This is a genomic window from Halanaerobium sehlinense, from assembly GCF_055379485.1.
In genome coordinates this window covers 602,917-619,013 of the sequence record NZ_AP042442.1, presented here as the reverse complement: position 1 = coordinate 619,013, position 16,097 = coordinate 602,917, and the positions used below count along the sequence as shown (strand labels likewise).

The window sequence follows — 16,097 nt, the reverse complement described above, 5'->3', positions numbered from 1 at the left end:
AAAAAATCTCCTCCTATAAAATATAAAATTTATAAATTTCTAGTTAAAGAGCCAATTTGACCCACAGTCAATTTGACTCATAGTCGAATTATATAATAAATAAATTATTTTGTCAACACATCAATAAGCCCCGATTTAAAATCGGGGCTAAACAGAGCATTGCTGCTCTGGGATAACTTAATCTCCATAAACTATTGGAATATCAATTCCATGGTGATCAAGCTGATCCTCTGTTACAAAAATATCCTGTGTATATCCGTTTAGCGGCCTGGTTCCCTTAGGCAATGATTCTTTTAGAAGAGTTAATTCGTGAAATCCTAAAGGCACATTCTGAAAATAATATTCTCCAGTCTGATCTGTATAATCTTTTTTATTAAGACCAGCTACTTCCATTCCTGCCCACATCAGATAATCATCATCTTCATCTTTTACACCATTGGCATTTTTGTCAATAAAAACATTCCCACTAATTGTACCATTAATTGTTACCCCAAAATTCTGCATAACATTCTGGTTATCTTTAACTCTAACTAGTATTTCTTCAGTAACAGGTGTATAATCAGCTATCAGGTTACGGTAGTCGAAGTTAAGAAAATAGGTATCATTGAAATATGGTTTAAAGATAAAAAAGCCATCGCTGTCACTAACAGCAAGCATATTCCCCAGTCTCATTGGAATATCTTCTAATTTTCTTTCCCCAGGATCCATAATCCCATTATAATTTTCATCAAGATAGGCATAACCAGCAACAATTGGGCGAGGCTCAAAATCTGTAAACCTTGATTTTATAGTTTCATCTCCAATAAATGAAAATGCATGTGAGTAAGAAACAGTAGCATAGCTCTCATACCCATCATTTACAAAATCAGAATAATCTCTGCCAACTTCTATTTTTATCTCACTTTCGTCATCCCTAATAATATCATAGGCTGCACTAAAAGAGGCACCTGGATCTCCTTCATCTGGAACAATATATTCTCCTGATAATCTAATATAACCAGGATTATCGGGATAATAGTAGCTGCCAGATAAGCTAACTGACTGATAATCACTTAAAAACTCTGAATGATAGTCTTTTAGCTCAACTGTTAAACTGAATTCGCGGTTGAAATAATAATTTAAGCGAAGATTACTTTCCTCATCAATTCTATCTTCTGATTCTTCTTCATTTCTTTTGGTTCCTAATGATAAAGAAGCTCTTCTGCCAAATGACAGCCTAATTTCTCCATCATATTCACGGTCATAGTACCGTGTTCCCAGATTATCCCGGCGCTGTTCACCATCATAATTAGCAGATAGTAAGAGATAATTACCAAAACGCTTATATATTCCTACTTCAGCTTCATAATCCTGATAGTTTTCACTATAAAAGTTACTGATGGTTATTTCATTATCATAGTAACCAAGATCACTGGAAACTCTAAAAGTATTTCCATAGATATTATTTTCTAAACCTATACCTTTTCTTATTTTATCTCCTAAAAAAATATATATCTGATCATTTATATCAGTAAAAGAATATTCAGAGGTATTATCTTCATAATAAAGGGAAAGAGCATTATAGTTTCTCCAGCTGGGATTATAGATTATTTTAAAATTATAATAATCACTTTCATCAATAGTATCAGCTTCCAGAGTTTTTTGCTGGCCTACTGTAGGATTAATACTTATATTATTTCCTAAGTCTAACTTAAAGGATAAAGATTTATCTTCTCCCTCATCTTTTTCCATGTAGTCAGCTGTTTCCGGTGGTATATATAGATAAACACCCTGAATATAGCCATTTAATAAGCCATATAGAATTTCAGCCTCTGCACCACTTTCAAGACTATCAAATTCACCTGCAATTAACCAGTCAAGATTAATTACAATCCGAGGATTAATTTTAAAAGAAAAACCAGTGATTGAGGATACAACCTCTTCTGTCAGGTCAGTATCAGGATTTAATGATTCATTGTAAATTGCGGTTTCAATATGTGCTGAAAGTCTTCTGTTTAGAGCGTAATTACCTCTTAAAGCACCAAAATATCCTTCCCAGCCGTCTCCAGAATAATCATCATCTCGATAGCGACCAGCAAAAATTTCAGTTTCTCTAACCTCTGAATTCAAAATATCATTTGAACCTACAAGATAACTTAATTGTCTTTTCTCTTCTCCTTCCGAATTTAAATTAAAAACTTCAATTTTATTTAAATACCTGGCTCTTAATTCTATATTTTCGAAAGTATATTCTCCATCAGACTTCATGTCTCTTCTTTTGAGCAAATTATCATTCAAATAAAGTGAAATTTGATCCCCTTTCTTGACTTCAACAGTTACATTTGTATAGGGAATCAATTTATAACTTAATCTATCCGGTAAAGAAAAGTATAATCCCTGCATTTCATTACTGCCCATAGTTTCTTCAAGGCGGAAATCATGATCGCCTGCGATAATCAGCATATTATTTTCCTGGTACTTAAATTTAATTCTATCAAGTTCATAATCGACTTCACTGTTGTCAATATCGTATTTCAGATCATTATTTAAATAATAGGCCCAGTTTCCAGTTCTACCATAAAAATTTAGATCTCCATTTATTTCTTTGTTTAGATCACCAAAGACTCTATCTTCTAAATTCAACTGAACTCGATAATGGACAGAACTCAGCTGAAAAGGTTTGATTTCATCACCTAAAATGTCTTTTTCAGACTCCTGATAAATTATTTTTTCTTTTTCCTCTTCTTCCAGACCATCTTCTATTTCAACATCTTCAAAAAATTCTCCTTCCACTACAACCTCCTGCAGAGAATTATTCCAGCTAATTTGATAATCTGTTAAATATTCAAAAACTTCCTTTGCCAGATAGAACTCACCTCCAGCAATCACAGGAGGCCTATCATCCCATTCCGGATGTTCTAAATATGTCTTTGTTGTTAAATCAATTCTTACTTCACGCTGCTCTTTTTCGATAGTAAGCAGGGATAAATCTCTATTAAAATTAAGTTCCACTTCAAGGTATGGTGCAATTAAATTTGCCGGTAAAAGTATATAATCTTCTTCACTAAAATAAAATATTTCAAAAAAATCATCCTGGGCATAGGCCTGCTCTCTATTAATATCAAATAAAGTTAATAAAACAATACTTGTTTCAACATCTAAATTGTCTTCAACTAGTTCCTGTGCCTGTATAATAACAGAATTTATAATTAAAAAAGTAAATAGAGTAATTAATAATATTAAGTTTTTCATATTTTTCACCAGCCTACTCTATTTTGATTGGGATCTGATATTCAGCTATCCGATCTGTATTATAAAAACTGAATTCTAACATAAATTTATAATCTCCTGGTTCCAGTCTATCTTTTAAGTAAAACGAAAACTGCCTTTCATTTTTGGGAAGAATTAATAATTGATTAAATTTATCTTCCATTACCAGTTTATTATCCTGATCAACTATTTTATAGGCTGGATAATACCTCATATGAGCTTCTCCCTCATTTTTTATTCTTAAAGAAATTCCCTGAGGCATTGGTTCAGGGCTATTATAAACTCTTAAACCAGTAAATTTGAAGTTGTATTCAACTCCAACTGGAATAAAATAAATTGTTGTACCAATCTGACTTTTTACTTTTGAACCAGTTGCATTATCTATTAAATCTGTCTCATGTTCTATAAAAACTATACCTCTTCTTTCTCGTGGAGTTGTTCCTTCAGGACTGGTAACTGTAAATCTAACGATCTGTTTCTGCCCGGGAGCTAGAGTAAATTCTCTCGGATTAAATTTAATTAAGCCATCAAGAGTATAATCTGTTTCACCAGGGTCAAAAATCACTATCGAATCTCTTTCATCTAAACTCCAATCTTTTAAAAGAGTAGTTAATTCTACTTCAATTTCAGTATTATTAACTACCTCAATCATCCCTGTACTGCGTTCTCCTTCTAGAGCATTTAAAATAATTCGAGAAGGTTCAACTCTAATAGTTGCAGCTGCTGATAAGGAAAATAAGAAGATAATAATTAGAAATAAAAGAACCGACCATGATTTATTTAAAAAATTAACTTTGCTAAACATACAAATTACTCCTTTCTAATTATTCAGGGGCTGAATTTTCAGCCCCTGCCTTGTAGTGGAAAACCTGTATTTAATTCTGAATTTAAATTAGATTGTAGCTGCTCTAAATATTACTTCACCATTGTATTCACCATGAACAGTATTCATGCTGAAAGGAACTTTAAAGTTATGCAGTGCTTCTAATTTAACTCCAGCATCTCTATTACGGCTGAAAGTATTTGGTGCATTAAAGATAAAGTCATTTGCTAACCAGCCAGCACCAAGGTCTGTTCTCATATACATTGGTAGAGTTTCTCCAGCTGCTCCAGCTACTCCTGTTAATGCCTGAGAGCTTACTTCATATTTATAATCATCATTGGAGATAACTTCTACTGCAAAGATGTCACAGGAACCGATAAATACATCGTCACCAGGATTAATAGCTACATTACTTCCATATCCTAAAGACTGCCATTCGTCATCTAAATAGCCACCTAATTCATTATCAAATACCATTAGATAGCCACTGGCATTTGTTGAACCCTGTGCTTCAGGACCATAACTGATTGCAGAGGTTGTTCCCTGGTTACCTGTTAATCTCATTTCTAAGAAGCAGGGGATATAGGCTTCTACAGCTAATTTAATTTCTACTTTTTGTCTGTTGTTATCAGTTGTACCATTAACATCATAATAACCTGAACGATTTAACTGTTCTAAGTTTGTGTAAAGTCCAGGATTATCTGAGTCTACTTCATTAAAGTATACCATTCCGTCAAAGTCTAAATCTTCATAACCTGCATAATCTCCGTCAACAAATTCTTGACTTAAATCAGGATCAAAAGGATCATCAGCAAAAGTTCCACTATACTGTGCCATAACTGCACCTGAGAGTATAAATACCAACGCTAAAGCTAATACCAACATTTTTTTCATAATAATTTCCTCCTTGTTTTTATTGAAAACTCTTTTCCACACTGAAGCTTTATATTAAGTATCAGCCTGAGCTGATAACGTAATCAAGTTTTATTACTCAAGGGAAAAACTTATCTGATATTCTTTTTCTCCAGCATTTACTTTTCTAAAATCTTCTATTCTCAACTGGTAAAAAATTTCTACCTGACCCGAACTTAAATTAGCTGTGTTTGAGCCATTAGCAATAACTGTTTCCACTTCATTTAGGCTAATAAATTCACTCTTGTAGTCTACAAAAGATCTGCTCTCAGAACTTGCAGCAACTCTAATTGAGAGGTTGTCCTGGCTCTCTTCTGCAATCATTACCTTCAGCTTCCAGTCAGTATTGGATCTGATTAAAATTTTCTGCTGACCTGAACTGAAGAGTCCCATTGTTCTTTTTTCAATGTTCTCTATTTTGGCATTCTGAGCTGTTCCATTTAAAATTTCCATCCAGGGTTTGATCTCAAAAATTATCTCTATTTCTATTATTTTGATATCATCCTGCAGGTAAATGATATTTTTGTATAAACCAGGTTCATATTCTGCTTTTAAATTTAATTCTAAATTGAGGTTTTGGTTGTAAAGCAATCTATCTTTTTCTATATTAAGATCTCTACTGGAAAGTGAAAATGATGATTCTCTATTTACTAGCTTTAAATTTGTGCTGCTGATTTTTTTGTTATCTGATCTGAAGTAATCATCTGAGGTGAAGATAGTGATGATTTCTCCCTCCAGGTTTTGAACTGGGATCGAAAATTTAAAGCTGTCATAACTTTTGGGTGTAAAACTGCCTAGATAAACTCCAGCTGCCTCAACACTAATCTGAGACAGGAAAATTATAATAAAAATAATTAAAATTACTTTTTTCTTCATATATTTCCCACCTCCTTTTAATTTCTAAATTAATAATAGCAGTTTAATCTAATATAAATATGTAATAAATCTCTAAAAAATCTCTAAAAGATAAAATATTTAAACTTTTTAAAAAAATATATATTAAATTCTAGATAAAAACTATTATATAAACAGGGGCCAGATAAAGAAATTTAATACTTTTAAGTATTCTTGTAACTTTTAAAAAAACCACATTAATCAAAAGCCCCGACTTTATAGCCGGGGCTAAACGAAGCACTGTGCTTCGGGATAAATAATTACCAAATCTTTACTTAACTTATCGAATTATAAAAGTCAAAGCAACTAATTGATAACTTTTAACCTGATGTCCACTTTATCTTGAATTTTCAAATCAGGGACTGGGCCTCAGCCCCTGATTTGTAGTGGAAAAAGCTTAATTAAAAGAAGGATCACATGAGCAGACAAAACATTTATTAAATAAAATCGTTTTTTCCCACTATAAATTCTCACTTAAACTTAATTTATAAACTGCTTCTTCCAGCAGGGTTCTAACTACTAAATTAATTACTTCCTGTTTACCACGACCTGTTTCAAATTCTACAATATTATTGTCCATAAAAGAAAATACCTCGATCCCAATCTTTTCACCAATTATTTCCTTTTTTAAACTTTTAGCCCAGGCAACTTTTCCATCAGTAGTATCAGTTACTCTAATATCTACAGCACAACTAGCTACCGCATATTCCTTTATCCCACCTTTTCCTCCGACTAATAAACCCAAACCGCCTGTTCTTTTATCAATTTGGTATTCTGTCACTGCACCTGCAATCACATAATCTGCTCCTAATAAACTTCCAATAGCAGGCCCCTGACCGGAAATTACCCGATTTTGTTCTACCAAAGACTGTTCTGTCATAAAGGCACTAAAATTAACTCTATCCAGCACTTCAAACTGCCTTGATCTCACAAGTGCTGTTATCAGCATCTCTGTCGCTCCCTGAGATACTATATTAGAACCAATTTCACTGTACTGACCGGTTTTATCTGCAATGTCATAAATAGCTATTTTATGCTTATTTTCTTTATCCGGAAGAGATGCTAAAAGTTGTGTTGCTGTTGTAACATTTTCTTTAGTACTGATAATCTGGTCTGCATTCAACCTGACATCTTCTATTAACTGTTGAGGATTTTCAACAACTTCGCTCTCAATTATTTTTTCTTCATTTATACCTGTTTCCAATCCCGCTGTTCCACCAAAAAACAAAGAAACAACTAATAAGACAGCAATCATTTCTTCCATAGAACCCCCTCCTCACCAAAACATTAATTATAGCCCTGACAAATCTGGCCAGTCATCAGGATTATAAACTAATTCATCTTTTTCTCCTGTCTCTTTATTGATAATTGTCACTATAACCTTTCCGTTAACTTCTTCTACAAATATATCAAGACTATCAGTGTCATATTCAGCTCCACCACCAAAACCTTCTTCAGCAATCATTTTTTCTACAATATCTGATGAGATAATGCTCATAATTCTGCCTTCAATCAGAGATTTAAATTGAGCAATCTTATCTTCTTCCAGACTCATTTCATGCTGTTTACTAGCGATATTAAAAGCAACCTGACGCTGGTCAGGACTATTTAATACCCTAAAACTATAGCTTGTAGTAGAAGCAGCTAGAGCAATATTAGAAAAGCAAAATATTAATACTAGAATCAACAAATATTTAATCACTTTTCTCAACATTTAATCTCACCTCCTATATATCAATTTTAAAACCAGCAACGGAATAAAAATCACCGCTATCCCATTCATCATAATCATTAATAAATTTTGTTTCGACAAAGAAATTGCTGTCAATTATATTTAGCCCAACAAAACCCTGATAATTTGCTACCCCCATAAATTCTGCACCAACACCAATATAGGGGGAAAACATTCGATTATTAAGTGTAGCTTTAAGAGATAGAAATCCAGCAATAGATTCTGCTTCATCTTCAAGATAGATACCCTCAATTACATAAGATAAAGTAATATCATTAGGTTCCTGAGTATTTTTATTATAAAATAAAGGCTGCTCAAATTTTCCACCTAACTTATATTCTGTCTCGTCAGTATGAAAATTAGTTACATATAAACTTATTCCACTTCTTAAAGCAGAACTTTTTTGCTTTTCTTCTGTAATTTTTTGTGATGCCTGGATTAACTCGATTCTTTCATTAAGCAGAACATCTTCTTCTACCTCCTGAGCAGATATAGTTATTGAAAATATAAAAATAAATGCTAATCCCACTATGATAAAACTGGATATCAATTTTAATATCATTTAATCACCCCACGGTCAAACAATTATTTTGTTTTTAAAAAAAGCAGTCTAAAGAAATTATTCAGTTACTTTAGACTGCTTACTTGGTAAACTTAAAAATTAACCATGATAATAATTATTTACTGTATTTTATTAGTTTTGAAGAATTGTAGCATTGTTGAAGTGACCCATCTGCATAATATTTGCAGTATCTCTAACCGCAGTTTGAGTTATTGTTGCACGGTTATCGCCACCAACCTGTCCTACCAGCGCTAGATTTAAAACTCCACTTTGAGCAATAGTTACTCTGTTTCTGTATCCACCTGTGCCAACATATGCTCCTAAGAGTGCACCATTTTGGGTAATATTTACATGGTTTAATACTCCAAAAACATTAACAGAAGCATCGTTTAAAGCACCAGTCTGGGATATACGAGATTCGTTCATATAACCCATTTGGAAGATCTCAGCACGGTTGCCACCTGTTGCACAGCCCCATGGGAGACATGGATCAAAAGGTCCATGACCAGGAACTGGAACATTCATCTTTTTAACACCTGCTTGATAGATATAAGCATCGTTTGCTACACCAATTTGTACGATTTCTGCATCATCACCTAAATCACAACAGAAGAAAGAAAATGCGCCAACCATAGATGACATTGCTGCAGCCATTAAAATAGCCAGGCCCAAAACTAAAGCAAAATTAAGTCTCCTCATTTTTGATACCCCCTTTTTTAAGAATGAAACTAACCACTATTAAACAAAATTTATCAAAATTAATTTTTAATAAATATTAAAACTAAAAAATAAGTGATTGTTTTTAATTTCTTAGATTATTGTTGAAATATTCTGAATTAAAATTGTATAATTTTCACTTCTTTATTTTCTAAATTATTGCCTGACTGAATAACATATATTTTACCCTGACTACCCCACTGCTCTACAGACAGATCATGGTTATCACCAAACTGAAAAACTTCTGCTGTAGTATTGTTTGCATGCTGTTTTATATCTGCTTTATTTTTATTACCAATCTGAATAATCTCAACAATAGAACCAAATATTCCAATCTGTGAAACACTGCTATCATTCCAGTTTCCCTGTTGATTGATATAGACAAAGTTTGCAGTATGCTTATTAAAAGTTGAACTATTATCTTCAGTTATAAAACTGTATTCTAATAATCTATATTCATAATCAGTTTTTAAATTAAGCTCTAAATTATATTCTTCAAATTGCTTAATATTTTCTGCATAAATATTTTGATTAAAAAACAATAATGAACTTATAGTTAATATACATAGGTATATAAGTATCAATGATTTATTTTTTCGCATACTCGAAACCTCCTTTATTCCAGATGAGTAATCCTTTTTCCCAAGTTAATAATAACAATTTCAGCTAACAAATATTTATAATAGATATCTAAAAAATCTCGAAAATTAAAAAAACCACCTTAAAAGGTGGTTTTTACAAAAATATTATTATTATTTTATTTCCTTAATATCTATTGATGGTTTTTTATCAAGACCAAATTTTTCACAAAAATTATTAAATCTTTCCAAAATTATTCCACTACTGCTGAATTTCATTCCATAAAGAAGTATAAAAATTTTATTATTACAAATAGATATTACATCCCCTGCTCTTAGTTGTTTTGCAAAATAATCAGCAGCTTCTTCAATTATAAACTCATTTTCAAAATCTTCAAAATTTAAATTCAAAAGAATAAACGAAGTTTTTAAACGTTTAACATGACGTAGTTCAAGTTCATAAATTTTTTCAAAAATACTAAAATCACAATACATTGCCCCAGACTTAACATTTATTTCATTAACAAGATGGTCTTCAACTTTTCTGGCTAGATCCCGACTCAATTTAATTCGATGATAAACATTATTTAGCTCCTGACCTGGTAAAAGATCAAGTTCTTCTTTAAGTATTCTCTCACATTTTTTATAACTGTTTATTGCTTCAGCTATTCTCCCAAGTTTAACCAGTGCTTTAATATATAGTAGATAAAAATTTTCCCGATAAGGATCGAATTCAATGCCTTTATGAAGATAGTTAACTGCATCTCGATAATTTTGGTTTTGATATAATCTTTCTGTAAATATTTCTATTAGGTTCAAGTAATTTTCTCTAAGATTTTCTCTGTGTATCTCAGTCCAGTCTTCATATTTTAAGTTTGAATAAAAATCCCCTCGGTAAAGCTGATATAACTCTTTTAATTTTTCTATTGAAAAATCTTCACCCTTAAGTAGCTTATTGATCTCATCTTCAAAATATCCCCAATCAGTCCAAATCTCATATTTGTCATTTATTGAATAACCTCCAGTTACTGATTGAACAATGTCCTTAGGCACTCCATCTCTACTTAAAGATCTTCTTAAAAGATAAATAGTGTTGTAAAGTTTGTTTTTACCATCATCTAAGTCAGACTCACTCCAAAAAACATCAACTAATTCTTCTGCACTAACTTTTCTATTTTTTTCTAGTAATAGATACATCAATACATAGAGTGCTCGTTTTGAGATCCAGTTTCTCCCATCAACTCTTTTATCCTGACATTCTAAATAAAAAGGGCCTAAACCATAAAAACTAATAGCTTCATCTTCCATGAACAGCACCCCCTAGATTTGACCAATTAGACACATTTATAAAAAGGGGCATTTGTCAGTTATGGCAAATGTCCATTACTTTAAAAAGCTGCTTCCAAAATGCTTTTAAGATCTTTTCGATTAACCTGACCTGCAGAGTTCAATATAGCACTGTTATGCATGGCTTTATCAACAATCTTTTCAAATTGAGATCTTTTAACACCAATTTCTTCCAATGTAACTGGAATACCTGTTAAGCTTCTGAGTTCGTTTAACATACTAACTACTGCTTTAACAGCAATTAAAGCTCGATCTTCCGGATCAGTATCAATAAATTTATCTCTTCCTTCCAGAGCAAGCAAAATATCTTGATATGAATTTTTACAGTAATTAAATTTAAGGTTATAAAACATACCGTGAGGCAACAAAACAGATAGAGCATCACCATGTGATACACCAGCAATTTTTTCACAGGCATCTCCAACCGCATGAATAACACCAGCATGAGAATTGGAAAATGATATTCCGGCCATAACAGCCGCATTGTTCATTGCAACTCTGTGTTTTTTATTATTTACATCTCTAACCAGTTCTTTGAGATTTTTTCCTATTAATTTTAAAGCTGCAAAAGCATATGCATCACTGAGAGGATTAGTCTGCAGACCCGTATAAGCCTCTACAGCATGGACAAGAGCATCTATTCCTGTAGAAGCGGTAAGTCTTGGCGGCAGTGAAAAAGTCATCTTAGGATCTATTACGGCAAGATCAGGTATTAATTTATTAGAAATGAATTCTAAATTCTTTTTAGCTTTCTGATCACTAATTACAGCAGTTAGAGCAGCTTCTGATCCGGTACCACTTGTTGTTGGAATAACAATGAAAGGCTGCATATCTGCATGAGCAGTTTCAATTCCAGCTAATTCCTTTAAATTTTCAACCTGTTCAGATATCATTAAATTAATACCTTTAGCAGTATCAATAATTGCTTCTCCACCAAGAGCAATAATGCCATCACAATTTAATTTTTTATATCTTTGAGCAGCTTTTGTTACAATTTCTATTGTTGCTTGATTTGGAATTGTTTTTATAATTTGCTGTGGCTTAATTGGATTATTTTTTATATGCGATAGTAAAACATCTAATATCTTCATTTCATCTAAACTTTGGTTAGTTAAAATCAAAGGGTTACTAACATGTAAGCGATCTAATTCATAATTCAAAGTTGATAAAGCATGCTCTCCAGAAATAATTTTTACAGGACTAAAAAATTCAAAATAATCTGAGCTGTACATTAAATTTCACCCTTTTCTCTGTATAAAAATAATGCTCGAAAAACTAATTCTAAACGCGATATATTCCTTTTAAAATCATAATCTAAAAATTTCTCAGAAAACTTGTCTGACATAATATAGGCTTCAACTACTTCAAAAATATAAATTAAAGAAACAGCATATTCTAGATCGCCTTCTAAAATTATTTTATGCTCACAAAAAGCCTGTCTGATGCCCTCTTTTGCACCTAAAACCTCATAAGCAAATTCTTCATCCTTAAAATATAGTCTCAAATCAATATTTTCTGGTTGATGATGATAACCGAAATATTTAAATTTATTCTGCGCCTTTTTTACTATTATTGAAGGTGCATTCTGTTCGACAGCAAAAGCTGCTGTAAATTCTTCGGGTAAATATGCTAATTCTTTTTCTATGATTGGCTCCGTATCTGTTAAAATTGTAAAAGAGCGCCCTATAAGTGAAAGAATTAACTTATCAATTAAATGATGCAGTGATTTCAAATTAAATCCTCCCTTAAAATTATTCTCTATGTTTTGCTCTGGGTCCTCCTACAAGTTTTAATCTGGTTTTAGCAGCAGTAAGGTGTGCTTCCCCAATCTGCTTGATAGATAATCTTACTGGAACTGCAACATTTTTTAGGTGCATACCAATTAAAGCATCACCAATATCAATTCCTAAATCAGCCTCCATATTTTCTACAGTCACAGCTTCAGAAAACTCTTTAAATGCCGCTGTAGCAAAAGCTCCCCCCGCACTTCGATGAGGAATAACATTTACTTCATTAAATAAATATTTTTGCTGACACTCTCTTTCGATAACTAAAGATCTGTTTATATGCTCACAGCCCTGAACTGCAAGATATAATTTATATTCTTCTAAAATTGAAATTATCCTTTTTATAATTTTATCTCCTAAATCTACATCAGTAGCTGAGCCAATCTCTTTACCTTGGATTTCGCTTGTGCTGCCACCTAAAATAAAGATAGATCCAGCTTTTGGTTCTACAATATCTATTAATTCTCTGATGGATTTTTCAACATCAGCTAATATTTTCTCTGTCTGCATTCAAAATCTCCTTCCTAACTAGGGTATATATTTCTATTTTAACTCAAAAAACTCTATATCGCAAATATGTGATTTTTTTTACAAAATATTATAATTAAATTAACACTTATATTTATTGTTATTGAAACATAAAAACCGGGAAACCCCGGTTAAATTTATTTATTTGACTTAGCTGTAATTTCCTGTTCTATCTCAAAATAACGTTTTTTTGCAGTTTCTGATAATTCTTTCATTATTTTTTCTCTGTAAATAAAAGCTAATTCTTTTCGATCATGATGTTTACCATCATTTAAAATTTCTGACCAGTTTATTTTATTGCTTTTGTTAAAAAGATCATAATCAACTATTCTTTCACCAGCACTATTATATTCAAATGCAAATAATATTTTTTTGATTTCTATTGGATCTAAGAAGGTAAAAAGTCTTACTTGATAAGCAGTAATTGAAAACAAGGCAAATGCATGATCTTTAGTCCAGGATTCACCAAGTATTATTCCTGCTTCTAAATCTGATAATATTGTAATTAATCTTTTATATTCTAATTCGTATAATTCGTCTGAATCATAAATATTAATTTTCAGTTCAGACCACTGATTATTTTCTAAACCATGAGTAATATATCTGACAGCATCTCTTCTTAATTCTTCAAAAACTAAAGTGCTATTTTTTTCTACCAATATATTATCTCTAACTTTTTTTAAAGATTTTAATCTAGATTTGATTGGCTGATCTGTAAAAGAAATAATTGTACTATCAGCACTACCTTTATCAATAGCGTTTAAAATTGACATTTCCTCTGCCTGATAATTTTCTATAATTTCTTCTATTACTCTCTCTCCCTGATCAGGTATCCGCATAACCAGCTGTCCCGGTCCTGCAGTAACTTTTTTAACAGCCTGACTTAATTCATTTTGATTCAGAATCATTGCCAGCAGTGCTGTAGAATTTAAAGATAAATATAAAATTAAATCAGAATCTTCAACTTTAAAACTATCTTTATTATAATCACTTAAAAAAACAATCACTGACTCTTCAGCAGCTAATTTAATAGCTGTTTGAAAATCTAATTTTTTTAAATCTGTCTTTTGGGAAAGTTTTTGACAGAATAATTCTGGTGATTTTACTTTTAAAAATAAATACCTGGGTCCACTTCGGACAAAATTCATTAAAACCATCCCCAAATTTTAATATTTTTAAATTTCTAAAAATTTATTTAAAATAAATGAGCCAGATTATTCAAAACCTGGCTGCTTAATAATATTTAAATCATATTAAATGTTTTATACTGTCGTCCCTGATCAACTGTCCAGGGATAATTAACCTTAAAATCTTCTTTAGATGGAAGTAGGACATAATTTATATTTAAAATTCCATTTAAAAACTTATTCTTACTTCCAAATTTTTTTTGATGATTATGACCAAAAAAATTAATGTCAGCATTTGATGGAAGTTTTTCCGGATAATGTGCTAATCCTATTTTAACCCCATCTAACTCTATAATAGTTCCTTCAGGCATAATTTCGCTTCTATTTATATTTGCTTCAATAATACCTCTATCATCATGATTTCCTGGAATATAGATTATCCTCGCACTGGTTAATTTTTCGAGATTTCTTATAAATTCAGCAGATTTTCTTTGATAAAGGGGTATTAACTCCTCACCTGCATTTTCAAGTTTTAAATTATCTACTAAATCTCCAGTATGAATAATTATATCTGGACGACTGTAGCTCATCATTTTATAAATATGGGGATAAATTGATTCAGGTGTATCACTTATATGCATAATTTTTAATTCATTAGAATTATGGTATTCTGCAGGCAATTTATATCTATTTTTAAAATCATCAATTCCACTGCTGAAGTTTTTTATTACTTTTTTTAAAACTGAAGTCATTTGATCACTCCTCTACTTATCTACTTTAGACTTCATTTTCTGATTTGATTATCTTTAATTATAATACTTTAATTCCCAGAATTCAAGTTTGTGATAAAGATAAATTTTAAATATTTCTCATAAATTTGAGATTTTTAAAATTTACTCAGAGCTTTACCATTTAAATAATTAAATGACTTCCCCTGATAAGTACCCTTACTTTTCATTATCTCAATTATTTTATCATGAATTTTCCACCAGGGAGTATCCCAGTTAACAAAAATAGATTCTTCACCAGGTGCCCGACCAATCAGACGCTGGACAGCAATTTCAGGTGATAAATTTTCTAAAAATAAAATTACTCTTTCTATATATTCATCAAGTGAACAAATTTCTAAATTTCCTTTTTTATATTTTTTTGCAAAAACTGAATTTTCTCTGATATAAAGGGCATGTAACTTAACATGATCTACTTTTAAAGCTGACAAAATTCTTGCTCCCTCAATTACATCTTCTCTTGTATCACCTGGTAAATTCAAGATTAAATGTGCTCCTGTCTCAACTTCAAATCTTTTTGCTCTTAAAATAGCATCAATGAATTCAGCTAATCCATGCTGTCTATTTACTTTTTTCAGAGTTTTATAATTTACTGTCTGCAGGCCAAATTCAAAAGCCAAGCTTATATCTGAAGAAATTTCTTCTATAACATCTTTTAAGCCTGAAATGTATTCATCACTTACTGAATCGGGTCTTGTAGAAAAATAAACTGACTTAATCCCATCTACTGCTGCAGCTTCTTTAACGTATTTTTTTAATTTATTTAGAGCTAAATAAGTGTTTGTATAATTTTGGAAATAAGCTATGAATTGATCTACTCCATATCGTTCACCAATATATTCCTTATTCTCTAAAAGCTGATTAGTAATTGACATGTCATCAGGCAGCATTTCAAAATCTGCACCTTCTTCTCCACAAAAATGACAGCCTTCTTCTGCAAAATTGCCATCTCTGTTGGGACAGGTAGTTGGCAAATTAACAGGTAATTTGTATGTTTTTTTGCCATACTTATCCTTTAAAAACTGTGAGTATTTATAGTATGGTTCTTCCATG

The 16,097-nt window shown here is 31.5% G+C and carries 16 protein-coding genes; all 16 read right to left on the bottom strand.

Annotation, left to right across the window (positions count from 1 at the left end; genetic code table 11):
* Positions 1–177: 177 nt before the first annotated feature.
* Positions 178–3,231 carry a hypothetical protein gene (locus ACZ446_RS03065; RefSeq protein ID WP_464393677.1) on the bottom strand — a complete coding sequence of 1,018 codons (3,054 nt, stop codon included), beginning with the start codon at positions 3,229–3,231 and terminating at the stop codon, positions 178–180.
* Positions 3,232–3,244: 13 nt separating this feature from the next.
* Entirely contained in the window at positions 3,245–4,054 is an 810-nt protein-coding gene (locus ACZ446_RS03060; protein ID WP_464393676.1) for a fimbrial biogenesis chaperone, read from the bottom strand.
* Between the two features lie 87 nt (positions 4,055–4,141).
* A complete protein-coding gene (locus ACZ446_RS03055; protein WP_464393675.1) occupies positions 4,142–4,966 on the bottom strand; it encodes a hypothetical protein in 825 nt (274 codons plus the stop codon).
* Between the two features lie 93 nt (positions 4,967–5,059).
* Complete coding sequence (locus ACZ446_RS03050; RefSeq protein ID WP_464393674.1) at positions 5,060–5,860, bottom strand: hypothetical protein; 801 nt, start codon at positions 5,858–5,860, stop codon at positions 5,060–5,062.
* A gap of 478 nt (positions 5,861–6,338) precedes the next feature.
* Positions 6,339–7,142: a CsgG/HfaB family protein gene (locus tag ACZ446_RS03045; protein WP_464393673.1), complete on the bottom strand. Its 804-nt coding sequence runs from the start codon at positions 7,140–7,142 to the stop codon at positions 6,339–6,341.
* Between the two features lie 27 nt (positions 7,143–7,169).
* Positions 7,170–7,592: a curli assembly protein CsgF gene (locus ACZ446_RS03040; RefSeq protein WP_464393672.1), complete on the bottom strand. Its 423-nt coding sequence runs from the start codon at positions 7,590–7,592 to the stop codon at positions 7,170–7,172.
* Positions 7,593–7,605: 13 nt separating this feature from the next.
* Positions 7,606–8,172: a hypothetical protein gene (locus ACZ446_RS03035; RefSeq protein ID WP_464393671.1), complete on the bottom strand. Its 567-nt coding sequence runs from the start codon at positions 8,170–8,172 to the stop codon at positions 7,606–7,608.
* Positions 8,173–8,304: 132 nt separating this feature from the next.
* The gene (locus ACZ446_RS03030; RefSeq protein WP_464393670.1) at positions 8,305–8,871 is read right to left on the bottom strand and encodes a hypothetical protein; all 567 of its coding nucleotides are present in this window, start codon (positions 8,869–8,871) and stop codon (positions 8,305–8,307) included.
* Positions 8,872–9,008: 137 nt separating this feature from the next.
* Positions 9,009–9,491 (bottom strand): hypothetical protein, encoded by a 483-nt coding sequence (locus ACZ446_RS03025; protein WP_464393669.1) that lies wholly within the window; start codon positions 9,489–9,491, stop codon positions 9,009–9,011.
* Between the two features lie 150 nt (positions 9,492–9,641).
* Positions 9,642–10,775, bottom strand: coding sequence for an AfsR/SARP family transcriptional regulator (locus tag ACZ446_RS03020; RefSeq protein ID WP_464393668.1), 1,134 nt, complete (start codon positions 10,773–10,775; stop codon positions 9,642–9,644).
* An 80-nt stretch (positions 10,776–10,855) separates the two neighbouring features.
* Entirely contained in the window at positions 10,856–12,046 is a 1,191-nt protein-coding gene (locus ACZ446_RS03015) for an iron-containing alcohol dehydrogenase (protein ID WP_464393667.1), read from the bottom strand.
* Positions 12,046–12,546 carry a hypothetical protein gene (locus ACZ446_RS03010; protein WP_464393666.1) on the bottom strand — a complete coding sequence of 167 codons (501 nt, stop codon included), beginning with the start codon at positions 12,544–12,546 and terminating at the stop codon, positions 12,046–12,048. The genes ACZ446_RS03015 and ACZ446_RS03010 overlap by 1 nt, the downstream gene beginning before the upstream one ends.
* A gap of 19 nt (positions 12,547–12,565) precedes the next feature.
* The gene (locus ACZ446_RS03005) at positions 12,566–13,111 is read right to left on the bottom strand and encodes a TIGR01440 family protein (protein WP_464393665.1); all 546 of its coding nucleotides are present in this window, start codon (positions 13,109–13,111) and stop codon (positions 12,566–12,568) included.
* 155 nt (positions 13,112–13,266) lie between these two features.
* Positions 13,267–14,277, bottom strand: coding sequence for a hypothetical protein (locus ACZ446_RS03000; RefSeq protein ID WP_464393664.1), 1,011 nt, complete (start codon positions 14,275–14,277; stop codon positions 13,267–13,269).
* A 95-nt stretch (positions 14,278–14,372) separates the two neighbouring features.
* Positions 14,373–15,008, bottom strand: a complete 636-nt coding sequence (locus tag ACZ446_RS02995) for a metallophosphoesterase family protein (protein WP_464393663.1) — start codon at positions 15,006–15,008, stop codon at positions 14,373–14,375.
* Between the two features lie 134 nt (positions 15,009–15,142).
* Positions 15,143–16,096 carry a tRNA modification radical SAM protein MnmL/YtqA gene (mnmL, locus tag ACZ446_RS02990; protein WP_464393662.1) on the bottom strand — a complete coding sequence of 318 codons (954 nt, stop codon included), beginning with the start codon at positions 16,094–16,096 and terminating at the stop codon, positions 15,143–15,145.
* Position 16,097 lies beyond the last annotated feature (1 nt).